This window comes from Stenotrophomonas sp. CASM114, assembly GCF_049384325.1.
Classification (GTDB): Bacteria; Pseudomonadota; Gammaproteobacteria; order Xanthomonadales; family Xanthomonadaceae; genus Stenotrophomonas; species Stenotrophomonas muris.
In genome coordinates, this window is record NZ_JBMRGJ010000021.1 from 63380 (window position 1) to 76840 (window position 13461).

Annotated in this window: 9 protein-coding genes; 7 read left to right on the top strand and 2 right to left on the bottom strand. The window is 67.5% G+C overall.

The annotated features are described in order from the left end of the window. Positions 1-97 precede the first annotated feature (97 nt). The 6 genes from VG566_RS16945 (at position 98) to pbpC (ending at position 11046) form a co-directional block, all read left to right on the top strand. Entirely contained in the window at positions 98-355 is a 258-nt protein-coding gene (locus VG566_RS16945; RefSeq protein WP_032957090.1) for a type II toxin-antitoxin system ParD family antitoxin, read from the top strand. Beyond that, entirely contained in the window at positions 342-668 is a 327-nt protein-coding gene (locus VG566_RS16950; RefSeq protein WP_241884297.1) for a type II toxin-antitoxin system RelE/ParE family toxin, read from the top strand. The genes VG566_RS16945 and VG566_RS16950 overlap by 14 nt, the downstream gene beginning before the upstream one ends. A 23-nt stretch (positions 669-691) precedes the next feature. Continuing rightward, complete coding sequence (gene prpF, locus VG566_RS16955; RefSeq protein ID WP_032957093.1) at positions 692-1870, top strand: 2-methylaconitate cis-trans isomerase PrpF; 1179 nt, start codon at positions 692-694, stop codon at positions 1868-1870. 146 nt (positions 1871-2016) lie between these two features. Next, on the top strand, positions 2017-3477 hold the full coding sequence (locus VG566_RS16960; protein WP_014648039.1) for a bifunctional 2-methylcitrate dehydratase/aconitate hydratase: 1461 nt from the start codon (positions 2017-2019) through the stop codon (positions 3475-3477). A 230-nt stretch (positions 3478-3707) separates the two neighbouring features. Then, positions 3708-8615 (top strand): alpha-2-macroglobulin family protein, encoded by a 4908-nt coding sequence (locus VG566_RS16965; protein ID WP_241884298.1) that lies wholly within the window; start codon positions 3708-3710, stop codon positions 8613-8615. Positions 8616-8664: 49 nt separating this feature from the next. Then, positions 8665-11046, top strand: coding sequence for a penicillin-binding protein 1C (pbpC, locus tag VG566_RS16970; RefSeq protein WP_241884299.1), 2382 nt, complete (start codon positions 8665-8667; stop codon positions 11044-11046). A gap of 117 nt (positions 11047-11163) precedes the next feature. Here the strand turns inward: pbpC and VG566_RS16975 are convergent, their stop codons facing one another. Next, positions 11164-11739: a ferritin-like domain-containing protein gene (locus VG566_RS16975; RefSeq protein ID WP_014648036.1), complete on the bottom strand. Its 576-nt coding sequence runs from the start codon at positions 11737-11739 to the stop codon at positions 11164-11166. Between the two features lie 29 nt (positions 11740-11768). After that, complete coding sequence (locus VG566_RS16980; protein ID WP_142235294.1) at positions 11769-12251, bottom strand: peroxiredoxin; 483 nt, start codon at positions 12249-12251, stop codon at positions 11769-11771. A gap of 261 nt (positions 12252-12512) precedes the next feature. On the opposite strand from VG566_RS16980, the gene VG566_RS16985 reads away from it, so the two are divergent. Next, the gene (locus VG566_RS16985; RefSeq protein ID WP_012511838.1) at positions 12513-13400 is read left to right on the top strand and encodes a DnaJ C-terminal domain-containing protein; all 888 of its coding nucleotides are present in this window, start codon (positions 12513-12515) and stop codon (positions 13398-13400) included. Positions 13401-13461: the final 61 nt, after the last annotated feature.

The window sequence follows — 13461 nt, forward strand, 5'->3', positions numbered from 1 at the left end:
CCGGCCTGAATGCCTGCCCCCGGAGGCCGGGGGCGGCTTGTCCGACACCCGGGCAGGGCGCACACTGACTTGGCAAAAACTGCCAATGGAGAGTCTCATGGCCACCATGAACATTTCGCTGACCGACCCGCTCAAGCAGTTCGTGGACGAGGAAGTGCGTGAAGGCGGCTACTCCAGTACGTCGGACTACGTGCGTGACCTGATCCGCCAGCGCCAGCGCAGCAAGGCCGAAGAGCTGCTCAAGCAGTTGATAGCCGAGGGGCTGGCTTCTGGTCCAGGCGTCGCGGTGACGGCCGACACATTCGAGCGCATGCGTCGCGAACTGACCGAAAGGATGGAGCGTGAAGGCGATTGAATGGCGGCCAAGGGCCGAAGCCGACGCAGCCGATGCCGCACTGTGGTTTGCACGGCAGGGTGGGCTGGTACTGGGTCGGCGCTTTCTCGCCGAGTTGGAGACCACGCTTCAACGCATCGCGGTGTTTCCAGGCTCGGCTTCCACCCGGCACGCCGACCTCGCAGCACAGCTGCCGGTGCCGTTGCGGTTCATGCTGGTTCCGGGCTTCGAACGCTACCTCGTCTATTACCTCGATCTACCGGACCGCGTGGACATCATGCGTGTGTGGTGCGTTGATCGTGGTCTTGACGCACTGATGCAAGACATTTCCTGAAATTCAAACGCGTGGATTCGACGATGACCTTCCTCCCGCAACTCCGTATTCCCGCCACCTACATGCGCGGCGGCACCAGCAAGGGCGTGTTCTTCCGCCTGCAGGACCTGCCCGAAGCCGCTCAGGTGCCGGGCGCCGCGCGCGATGCGCTGCTGATGCGCGTGATCGGCTCGCCCGATCCGTATGGCAAGCAGACCGACGGCATGGGCGGTGCCACCTCCAGCACCAGCAAGTGCGTGATCATCTCCACCGCCTCGGTGCCGGACCACGATGTGGACTACCTGTACGGCCAGGTCTCGATCGACACCGCCTTCGTCGACTGGAGCGGCAACTGCGGCAACCTCAGTACGGCAGTGGGTCCGTTCGCGATCGCCAATGGGCTGATCGATCCGGCCCGGGTGCCGCGCGATGGCCTGTGCACCGTGCGCATCTGGCAGGCCAACATCGGCAAGACCATCATCGCCCACGTGCCGATGCGCGATGGCGAGGTGCAGGAGATCGGCGATTTCGAGCTGGATGGCGTGACCTTCCCGGCCGCCGAGATCCAGCTGGAGTTCATCGATCCGTCCGATGACGGCGATGCGGGCGCGATGTTCCCGACCGGCAACCTGGTCGACACCTTGGACGTGCCGGGCGTCGGCAGTTTTGAGGTGACCATGATCACCGCCGGCATTCCGACCATCTTCCTCAATGCGGCCGACCTGGGCTACACCGGCACCGAACTGCAGCCTGCGATCAACGAGGACAAGGGGGCGCTGGAGCGCTTCGAGAAGATCCGCGCCTACGGCGCCTTGCGCATGGGTCTGATCAGGAACCTGGAAGATGCGGCCACCCGCCAGCACACGCCGAAGGTGGCCTTCGTGGCGCCGGCACAGGACTACGTGTCCTCCAGCGGCAAGGCCATTCCGGCCTCGGCCATCGACCTGCACGCGCGGGCGTTGTCGATGGGCAAGCTGCACCACGCGATGATGGGCACCGCCGCCGTGGCGATCGGCACGGCGGCGGCGATTCCGGGCACGCTGGTCAATCGCGCGGCCGGTGGTGGTGAACGCGAAGCGGTGACCTTCGGCCACCCTTCCGGCACGCTGCGCGTGGGTGCGCAGGCCGGCCTTGTTGACGGCCAGTGGACAGTGACCAAGGCCATCATGAGCCGCAGCGCCCGCGTATTGATGGAAGGCAAGGTGCGGGTGCCGGCCGAATAACCAGCCGGTCGGCGCTGGCATCACATGCTTCGGTAGATGCCAACCTTGGTTGGCATGGCATTGGCACCGCCCGGGCAACGTCCAGCGCCAACCAAGGTTGGCGACTACCGGGAGGCGCGGCCTGAGCTCTGAAGAGGAGATCGACGATGTCTGACAGCCACACCCCATCCAACGAGCGTGCAGCGTGGGATGCGCTGCTGGTGGACATCGTCGATTACGTACGCGACGCGCGCATCGACTCCCCCCTGGCCTTCCAGACCGCGCACTACTGCCTGCTCGACACGCTGGGCTGCGGGTTGGAAGCGCTGTCCTTCCCGGCCTGCAGCAAGCTGCTCGGTCCGCTGGTGCCGGGTATCAGCGTGGTCAACGGGGCGCGCGTGCCGGGTACGCACTACGTGCTGGACCCGGTGCAGGCCGCCTTCAACCTGGGCGCGATGGTGCGCTGGCTGGATTTCAACGACACCTGGCTGGCCGCCGAATGGGGCCACCCGTCGGACAATCTGGGCGGCATCCTGTCTGTCTGCGATTGGCTGGGGCGCAACGCGCAGGCCCTGCATCGCCCAGCGCCGACCCTGCATGACGTGCTGCTGGCGATGATCAAGGCACACGAGATCCAGGGCGTGCTGGCCCTGCAGAATTCCTTCAACCGGGTCGGGCTGGACCACGTGGTGCTGGTCAAGGTGGCCACCACCGCCGTGGTTGCGCAGCTGCTCGGCCTGGATCGCGAACGCATGCTCAATGCACTGTCGCTGGCCTGGGTCGATGGCCAGGCGCTGCGCACCTACCGGCACGCGCCCAACACCGGCTCGCGCAAGAGCTGGGCGGCCGGCGATGCGACCAGCCGTGGCGTGCGCCTGGCGCTGATGGCGGCCAGTGGCGAGATGGGCTATCCCAGTGTGTTGAGCGCGCCGACCTGGGGTTTTGAAGCGGTATCGATGCAGGGCAAGGCGCTGACGCTGGAGCGACCGCTGGGCAGCTACGTGATGGAAAACGTGCTGTTCAAGATCAGCTACCCGGCCGAGTTCCATGGCCAGACCGCGGTGGAGGCGGCGATCACGCTGCATCAGCAGCTGCGCGCGATGGGGCGTCGGGTCGAGGACATCGCGCACATCGCCATCCGCACCCAGGAAGCCTGCATCCGCATCATCGACAAGCAGGGGCCGCTGCACAACCCGGCCGACCGCGACCACTGCGTGCAGTACATGGTCGCCATCGCGCTGCTGCATGGGCGGCTGGTGGCCCAGGACTACGAGGACGACGTTGCCGCCGACCCGCGCATCGACGCACTGCGCGCGAAGATGGCCTGTCACGAGGATCCGCAGCTCAGCGCCGACTACCTGGACCCGGACAAGCGCAGCATCGCCAACGGCCTGAGCGTGCGCTTCAGCGACGGCACTGAGCTGCCCGAGGTACTGGTGGAATACCCGCTGGGCCACGCGCGCCGACGCGAGGAGGGCATCCCGTTGCTGATGGACAAGTTCCGCCGGCACCTGGCCCATCGCTTCCCGACCACCCAGCAGCAGCGCATCCTGGCCGCATCGCTGGATCCGGTGGCGCTGGCGGCGATGCCGGTGACCGACTACGTGGACCTGTACCTGCCGGGGTAGGGGACGCTTCACCGGATCTGACACCGCGCCTGCTTGCCGGGCACGTGGCTCGATCCGCTTGGGTAAGGTGCCAACCTTGGTTGGCATGGGCCCAATCCCAACCAAGGTCGGCGGCTACCGAGACTGCCGGCCAGCGGCCGGCACTACCCGCACCGCGGCAATTGCCGGATTTGCGTCAACACCTTGACGTGGCCTGCCTATAATGGCCGCCTCGATCAAGGAGTGACGACATGAGCGGTCCGGCACGGCGGAAGCGGTGGGGATGGGCGGCGGCCGTACTGGCAGGAGGCCTGTTGCTGGGGCTGGCCGGCTGCCGCAATGACAGCGGGCAGCTGCCCAAGGCCAGTGGTGAAGCCATCACCACCAAGGCCGAGCAGGTGAAGGAATTCACCCTGCTGCGTGCCTACCCGGACCAGAAGAATGACGGCCTGTCGCTGGCGCTGGAGTTCTCGCGCCCGCTGGTCGGCACCCAGGATTTCGACAAACTCGTTCGCTTCGAAGAGAAGGTCGGCACCGAGGACAGCAGCTGGACCCTGTCCGATGACGGCCTGACCCTGCGTTACCCGTTCGTCGAGGCCGGCAAGGAGTTCAGCCTGGTGGTCTCGCCGGACCTGCTGGCCGCCGACGGCAGCCGGCTGGGCAAGGAACTGAAGCAGAAGGTGTTCAGCGGCGAGCTGAAGCCGGTGGTCGGTTTCGCCTCGCAGGGCAGCGTGCTGCCGGCCAAGGACAGCCGCGGCTTGCCGGTGGTCTCGGTGAACGTGCCGGAGGTCGACGTCGAGTTCCTGCGCGTGCGCGAGAAGGACCTGCCGACCTTCTTCAGCCAGTACCAGCGCGGCGGCCGCCGTGGCAGCTGGGAGCTCAGCAGCGACTACGAGCGCAGCCCGATCAACAAGCTGGCCGAGCCGGTCTACGTCAACCGCTTCATCCTGGGTGGCAAACAGAACGAGCGGGTGCTGACCTACCTGCCGACCCAGGACATCAAGGAACTGCAGGAGCCGGGCCTGTACTTCGCCCTGCTCAAGCGCACCGGTGACTACGAGGGCGAGTTCGATACCGCGTTCTTCTCGGTCAGCGACATCGGCCTGCATACCCGTGCCTACAAGGACAAGCTGTTCGTGCACACCGCCGGCCTCAAGGACGGTGCGCCGCTGAAGGGCATCGACCTGCGCGTGCTCGACGCCAAGGGTGAGGTGGTGCTGAAGGGCAGCACCGACGGCAACGGCAATGCGCTGCTGAACTACACCCTGGATGCCACCCACGTGCTGGTCGCCAGCAGTGGCAAGGACACCAGCTTCCTGCCGTTCAACCAGCCGGCGCTGGACCTGAGTGAGTTCGCCGTGGCCGGTCGTGACAACGCCTGGTTCGACGTCTACGCCTGGTCCGGCCGCGACCTGTACCGCCCGGGCGAGACCGTGCGCCTGTCCGCGCTGCTGCGCGACAACGACGGCAAGCCGGTCAAGGCACAACCGGTGTTCCTGCGCCTGAAGCAGCCCGACGGCAAGACCTTCCGCGAGACCCGCCTGCAGCCGGGCGACCAGGGCTACATCAACTTCGAGCAGGTGATCCCCGCCGAGGCGCCGACCGGGCGCTGGCAGGTCGAGTTCCGCACCGACCCGGCCAGCAAGGAAGCGATCCAGGGCATGACCCTGCGCATCGAGGAGTTCCTGCCCGAGCGCATGAAGCTGGACCTGGACAGCGCGCAGAAGACGCTGAAGCCGGGCGAGGACCTGCGCCTGCAGGCCAACGGCGCCTATCTGTACGGCGCGCCGGCCGATGGCAACCGCTTCACTGCGCGCATGGCGGTGGCTGCCGAGCAGAAGCCGGTGGAGGGCCTGCCGGGCTATTTCTTCGGTGACCCGACCCTGCAGCTGCCGCGCGAGGCCAAGGACGTGATCGATACCACGCTGCGGGCCAATGGCCAGCTGCGTGAGGATGTGGCGTTGCCGGAAGAGGCGGCCAAGGCCAAGGCACCGATCGCCGTGGTGTTGTCCGGCAGCCTGTATGAAACCGGTGGCCGCACGGTCACCCGTACCCTGAAGCGGGTGATGTGGCCGGCCAACGCGCTGGTCGGCGTGCGGCCGCTGTTCAACCCCGACGATGGTGCTGATTCCAACGGCAACGCACGCTTCGAACTGATGCGCGTGGATGCCGCCGGCACACCGCAGCCAGCCAAGGGCCTGAAGATCACCCTGGTACGGGAACTGCGCGACTACCACTGGACCTTCAACGACAACCGCTGGGATTACGATTTCACCCGCCGTTTCGAGAACAAGGAAACCCGCACCGTCGATTCCGGCAGCAGTGCGGTTGCCTTTGATTTCCCGGTGGAGTGGGGCGAGTACCGGGTGGACGTGTTCGATCCGTCCACCGGACTGACCAGCCGCTACCCGTTCCGTGCGGGCTGGAGCTGGGGCGATGACAACCGTGGCCTGGATGCACGCCCGGACAAGGTCAAGCTGGGCTTGGACAAGACCGGCTACAAGGCCGGTGACACCCTGGAAGTGACGGTGACCCCGCCGCACGCCGGCAAGGGCATCCTGATGGTCGAGACCGACCGCATGCTGTATGTGCAGGACATCGAGGCCAAGCCGGGCTCGACCTTCAAGATCCCGGTCACCGCCGACTGGGAACGCCACGACGTCTACATCACCGCGCTGGTGTTCCGCGGCGGCAGTGCGCCGAGCAAGATCACCCCGGCCCGCGCCGTGGGCGTGGTGCATGTGCCGATGGACCGCAAGGGCCGAACCGTGGCCGTCGGCCTGGTCGCGCCCAAGCAGATGCGGCCGGAACAGGACCTGCCGGTAACGGTCAGCGCACCGCAGCTGGCCGGCAGGGCCGCGCACGTGACCGTCTCGGCGGTGGACGTGGGCATCCTCAACATCACCCGTTTCCCGGTGCCCGACGCCGGCGCGCACTTCTTCGCCCAGCGTCGCCTCGGTATCGATGCCTATGACATCTACAGCCGGGTGATCGAGAGCTTCGATGGTGGCAGCGGCAAGCTGAAGTTCGGCGGCGACATGGCGCTGCAGGCACTGCCGCAGGCCAAGCGCCCGACCGCGCGCGTGCAGACCGTGGACCTGTTCTCCGGCCCGGTGCAGCTCGATGCCAAGGGCAATGCCCGCATCCGCCTGAAGGTGCCGGACTTCAACGGCACCCTGCGCGTGTCCGCGCTGGTCTACAGCGATGACCAGTACGGCAAGCGTGACGTGGAAACCATCGTGCGCGCCCCGATCCTGGCCGAAGCCAGCATGCCGCGCGTGCTGGCCCCGGGCGACCGCAGCACCGTGACCTTGGACGTGCAGAACTTCACCGGCAAGCCGGGGCAGTTCAACGTCAAGGTGGAAAGCGAGGGCCCGCTGAACCTGGGTGAGGGCAGCCGCAGCGTGCAGTTGAATGCCGATGCCAAGACCACGCTGAGCTTCCCGTTGTCGGCTCGCGAGGGCCACAGCGTGGCCAAGGTGCGGGTGCGGGTGGACGGCAACGGCTTCAAGGCTGATCGCCGCTACGACCTGCCGGTGCGTGCGGCGTGGCCGCAGGTGCTGCGTTCGCAGGTGCGCACACTCGATCCGCTGGCCGCGGTCAGCCTCGACAACAGCCTGACCGATGGCCTGATGGCAGAGTCGGTGAATGCCCGCCTGCTGGTCAGCCCGCTGCCGCCGATCCCGTTCGCCAGTGCACTGCAGGGCGCGCTGAACTACCCGTATGGCTGTGCCGAGCAGACCACCAGCAAGGGCTATGCCGCGCTGATCCTGGACCAGGCGACGTCGTCGATGCTCGGTGCCGACGGCCTGGATGCCAAGACCCGTAGAGAGCGCATGGAAGGTGCGTTCGGTCGCCTGGCGTCGATGCAGGTGGCCAATGGCAACTTCTCGATGTGGGGTGACGACGGCTACGTCAATCCGTGGCTGACCCCGTACATCACCGAGTTCCTGCTTGATGCCAAGGACGCCGGCTTCGCCGTGCCCGACAACGTGCTGCAGAAGGCGCTCAACCGGCTCAGCGAGGATCTGCTGTCCGGCGGCAATCAGTTCTATGGCCAGGAGGATCGCGAGAAGCTGAAGTTCGCCAACCAGGCGTATTCGGGTTACGTGCTGGCCCGGGTCAACCGTGCACCGCTGGGTACCCTGCGCACGCTGTACGACAACGAGCGCAGCAAGGCGGTCGGTGGCCTGTCGCTGGTCCACCTGGGCGTGGCGCTGTCGCTGCAGGGTGATGCCAAGCGTGGCCAGGCCGCGCTGGCGGCGGCCTTCGCCAAGTCCAGCAGTGAACGTCCGTCGTACTTCGGCGACTACGGCAGTGCGATCCGTGATGACGCGCTGATGATCGCGCTGACCCACGAGAACAAGCTGGCCAAGCCCGCCTGGGATGCGCGTGCGGTGGATCTTGGCCGTGGCCTGGATGCGCGCCGCAATGCCGGCTGGATGTGGCTGAGCACGCAGGAACAGGTGGCGATTGCCCGCCTCGGCAAGGCCCTGGCCGCCAACCAGAAGGCGCTGGTGGCCGGTGAGCTGGTGATCGGTGGCAGCACCGAAGCCATCGGCGAGCGCAAGCTGTTCGGCCGCAACTTCAGCGCCAGTGAGCTGGCCAGCGGCGTGCGCTTCACCCCGCAGGGGCAGCCGCCGATGTTCGCCAGCATCGATGTGGCCGGCATCCCGCGCAGCGCACCGGCACCGGACAACAGCGTGCTGGGCGTCGAGCGCAGTTACTACGGCACCGATGGCAAGCCGTGGTCGCCGCGCCCGCTGAAGGAAGGCGAAGCACTGATCGTGCGCGTCACCGTCACCGCTGACACCACGATGCCCGATGCACTGCTGACCGACCTGCTGCCGGCGGGCCTGGAGATCGAGAACTTCAACCTGGGCGATGCCAAGCAGTGGGCCGACGTGGTGGTCGATGGCATCACCATCAGCGACCGTGGTGAGGCCGCCGACACCAAGCACGAGGAGTTCCGCGATGACCGCTATGTGGCCGCGCTGAAGCTCTCGCGTGGCAGCAAGGCCAACGTGTTCTACCTGGTACGCGCGGTGACGCCGGGAACCTACTCGGTGCCGCCGCCGCTGGTGGAGGACATGTACCGGCCGCAGCTGCGCGGCGTCGGCCGCAGCAACCCGACCACGATCACGGTGGTACAGCCGTGACCGCGCGGACGGGCCGCGACGGCGCGGCCCGTCCTGCCGGCAACCTGCAATGAACAACACGATGCCGATCTGGCTGGCGGCCCTGCGCCGCTGGCTGCAGCCGCTGTGGCCCTGGCTGCGCTGGGGTACGGCCGCCACGCTGGTGCTGCTGCTGGTGCTGGATTTCGCCTTCCCGCCACCGCTGCCGAAGCAGCGTGATACCAGCACCCTGGTGGTGGCTGCCGACGGCACGCCGCTGCGTGCATTCGCCGATGCCGAGGGCGTGTGGCGCTACCCGGCTTCGATCAACAGCGTCTCGCCGCTGTACCTGCAGGCGTTGCTGACCTATGAAGACCGCTGGTTCTGGCGGCATCCGGGCATCAACCCGCTGGCGATCCTGCGTGCCAGCGGCCAGCTGCTGCGTGGCGGCCGCATCGTTTCCGGTGGCTCGACCCTGACCATGCAGGTCGCCCGCATCCTCGATCCGCATACGCGCACGCCGTGGGGCAAGCTCAAGCAGATGCTGCGCGCGGTGCAGCTGGAAGTGCACCTGAGCAAGCAGCAGATCCTGGCCCTGTATCTGGAGCGCGCGCCCTACGGCGGCACCATCGAGGGGGTGGAAGCGGCCAGCTGGGCCTACCTGGGCAAGCCGGCGGCGCAGCTGTCGCATGCCGAGGCCGCGTTGCTGGCGGTGCTGCCGCAGGCGCCGAGCCGGCTGCGCCCGGACCGTCATCCGGAAGCGGCGCAGAAGGCGCGCGACAAGGTGCTGTCCCGCATGAACGAGCTGGGCGTGTGGACGGCGGACGAAGTGGAAGACGCGCGCATCGAGAACGTGGTGGCGCGCTCGCTGCGCCCGCCGCTGCACGCCGCGCTGCTGGCGCAGCGCCTGCACTCGGCGCATCCGGGCCAGGCACGCATCCAGAGCAGCATCGACATCGGCCTGCAGCGCACGCTGGAAGAACGCGTGGCCAGCTATTTCTCGACGCTGCCCGAACGCACCTCGGCCGCCCTGCTGGTGGTCGACAACCAGACCCTGCAGGCGCGAGCCTATGTCGGCACGCTGGCGTTCGGTGACCGGCAGCGGCTGGGCCACGTGGACATGGTGCAGGCCTGGCGGTCGCCGGGCTCCACGCTCAAACCGTTCCTGTATGCCATGGCGCTGGACGATGGCCTGATCCACTCGGAAAGCCTGCTGGTCGATGCGCCGCAGAGTTTCGGCAGCTACCGCCCCGGCAACTTCGACATGGCTTTCAATGGGCCGATTGGTGCCTCCAGCGCGCTGCGGCTGTCACTCAACGTGCCCTCGGTGGACCTGCTGCAGCGGGTCGGTCCGGCGCGCTTCGCCGCACGCCTGTCGCACTCCGGCATCCAGTTGCGCTTCCCGCCGGGCAGTACACCCAATCTGTCGCTGATCCTGGGCGGCACCGGTGCGCGGCTGGAAGATCTGGTCGGTGCGTTCGCAGCGCTCAACCGCAACGGCATCGCCGGGCGCGTGCGCTACACCGATGACGAACCGATGATCGAGCGTCGCCTGGCCTCGCCGGGCGCCAGCTGGATCGTGCGCGAGATGCTGGAATCGAATCCGCGGCCGGGGTATAGCGTCGGGACGTTCGATGTCGGTGGCCGCCCGCGCGTGGCGTGGAAGACCGGCACCAGTTACGGGTACCGCGATGCGTGGGCGATCGGCAGCACCCGCCACTACACCGTGGGCGTGTGGGTGGGGCGGCCGGACGGTACCCCGTTGCCGGGCCAGTACGGCGCGGTGACCGCGCTGCCGCTGATGTTCGAGGTGGTGGACAGCCTGCCGCGCCAGCGCGGTGATTCAGCTGCTGCACCGATGCCGGCCAGTGTCAGCCAGGAGGACGTCTGCTGGCCCACCGGCGAACGTGCCGAGGGCCTGCCAGCGGCGCTGTGCCAGCGGCGGATGTCGGCCTATCTGCTGGACGGTGCGGCACCGCCGACCTTCCCCGAGCGCGAGGCGCGGCGCTGGCAGCCGGGGCGGCAGCGTTACCTGGCCGACGCGCGGACCGGTCTGCGTGTATCCGCTGATTGCCGTTTGCCGCATCAGGAAGTCACGCGGGAGATCGCGCGTTGGCCGGCGTTGTTGTCGCCGTGGCTGCCGAAGGCCACGCGCGAGGCTTCGCAGCTGCCGGCGCTGTCGCCGGACTGCCGCGACGACGGGCGTGAGGCCAGCGTCGCGCTGCACGTGGACGGGCTCAATGACGGCGCCACGCTGGCGCGCGCGCCGAATTCCGAGCACGGCGTGCGCCTGCAGCTGCGCGCGCTGGGCAGCGAGCAGGCGGTGGACTGGCTGCTGGATGGACGCTGGATTGCACAGACCCACGGCGCGCAGCTGATGCAGCGCGAGTTCGCCGATCCGGGCGCACACACCCTGACCGCGCTGGCAGCCGACGGCGCGTGGACGCAGGTGCGGTTCAACGTCCTGCGATAGGTGCTGGGAATGGCCCGTCGACCCGACGCATCCGTGCTCTGGTAGGTGCCAACCTTGGTTGGCACGCGATAAATGCGCCCACCAAGGTGGGCATCTACCAAGGCGTTTGCGGGGCCGCTATTCCCCGATCCACCCGTCCAGCAGGTCGGCGAACTCGTCGGCGTGTTCTTCCTCCTGCGCCAGGATCTCTTCAAGGATGCGCTTGGTGGTGGTATCGCGGTCGCCGATGAAGTTGATCATCTCGCGGTAGCTGTCGATGGCGATCCGTTCAGCCACCAGGTTCTCGCGCACCATGTCGCGCAGGTCGCTGCCTTCCTTGTATTCGGCATGCGAGCGCGTGGTCAGCGTATCCGGGTTCAGATCCGGCTCGCCGCCAAGCTGGACGATGCGCTCGGCAAGCTTGCCGGCGTGCGCCTGTTCCTGCTGTGCATGCTCAAGGAACTCGGCCTTGACCGCGTCGGCCAGCATGCCCTTGGCCATGAAATAGTGCCGGTAGTAGCGCAGCACGCACACGTACTCGGTGGCGAGGGCATCGTTGAGCAGCTTGATCACCACCTTGCGGTCGGCGCTGTAGCTGTCGGTGATCGCGCCGTCTTCGATGTTGTGCCGGGCACGCTCGCGCAGGGTCTGACGGTCACTGATGCCGGGAATCCCGGCGGCGGGCTTGCTGGCTTTGGCTGGCTTGCTGGACATTGCTGGCCGTTTCCTTCTGCGGTGGGGAATCAGGTAGGCAGGTGCTCCAGCACGTACTCGGCGGAAGACACCTCGAACTGGCCCGGCTGCTCGATCCAGGCCGCACGCACCACGCCATCGACCACGTACAGCGCGAAGCGGCGCGAGCGCATGCCCATGCCCGAGGCGCTGGCATCCAGCTCCAGGCCGAGCGCGCGGGTCAGCTCGGCATTGCCGTCGGACAGCATCAGCAGGCCGTCGGGCACCTTCTGGTCGGCGGCCCAGGCTTTCATCACGAACGGGTCGTTGACCGCCATGCAGTAGACATCGATGCCGCGCTGGCGGAAGGCCTCGAATTTTTCGACGTAGCCGGGCAGGTGGCGGGCCGAGCAGGTGGGGGTGAACGCGCCGGGCACCGCAAACAGGACGACCTTGCGGGCGTCGAACAGCGAATGCGTATCAAGTGTTTCGATGCCCTCGCGGATGCGCTTGAGGGTCACTTCCGGAATGTGGTCGCCGACATGGATGGTCATGGGGAACTCCTTGCTGGGGCAGGCTAGTGGGCCGGATGGGACAGGGGCGTCAAGACATTGGAAAACCCGTGTGCAGGCCCCATCTTCAGGCGTTGCGGCGGGGGCTTCCAGCCACAGCCTGGGGCATCGGGATGGCAGCGGCATTGCGCAGGATCAGTCGGCCTCACCGGGGCCGCACGAGGGGCGGCGTAGCATCGCCGGCGCGTAGAATGAACCCGGGGCGGCGCCACCGGCGCGGCCGAAGCAGATCGAGGTAGCTGGATGGAATTCAAGGATTACTACGCCACCCTGGGGGTGGAACCGAGCGCGGGCGAGGCGGAGATCAAGACCGCCTACCGCCGGTTGGCACGCAAGTACCACCCGGACGTCAGCAAGGAGGCCGGGGCCGAAGACAAGTTCAAGGCGGTCAACGAGGCCTACGAGGCGCTGCGCGATCCGGAAAAGCGCGCAGCCTACGACCAGCTGCGCGCGCAGGGCTATCGCCCGGGCGAGGAGTTCAACGTGCCGCCGAACTACGGCGGCGCCGGCGGTTTCAATTTCGAGGAAGTATTCGGCGGTGGTGGCCCCAACGGCGGCTTCAGCGACTTCTTCGAAAGCCTGTTCGCGCGCCAGCGTGGCGGTGCCGGTCCGGGCCCGGGCTTCAGCAGCCAGGGCCACGCACCCAACCGCGACACCCGCGCCAAGCTGTCGGTCCCGCTGGAAGCGGCCTACAGCGGCGACAGCCTGCGCATCACCGTCAACGGCAAGCAGCTGGACGTGCGCGTGCCCAAGGGCATCCGTCCGGGCCAGGTGATCCGCCTGGCAGGGCAGGGCAACCATGGCGGCAACCTGCTGCTGGAAGTGGAGTACGCCGCGCATCCGCAGTTCGAGGTCGACGGCCGCAACATCCTCTATACGTTGCCGGTCACGCCCTGGCAGGCCGCGTTGGGTACCAGCATCAGCGTGCCGACCCTGGGCGGTGCGGTGGAGCTGAAGATCCCCGCCGACTCCGATGCCGGCCGCAAACTGCGCCTGCGTGGCCGCGGCCTGCCGGGCAGCCCGGACGGCGACCAGATCGTTGAAATCGAGATCGTGGCCCCGGCCGCGACCGACGAGGCGCAGAAGAAGGCCTACCGCAATCTGGCCAAGGCCTTCGGCGAGTCGATCTGAGCACGCCTTGCGGTCGTGCCGGCCGCTGGCCGGCAATTTCATGACCTGGGACGGTGACGCG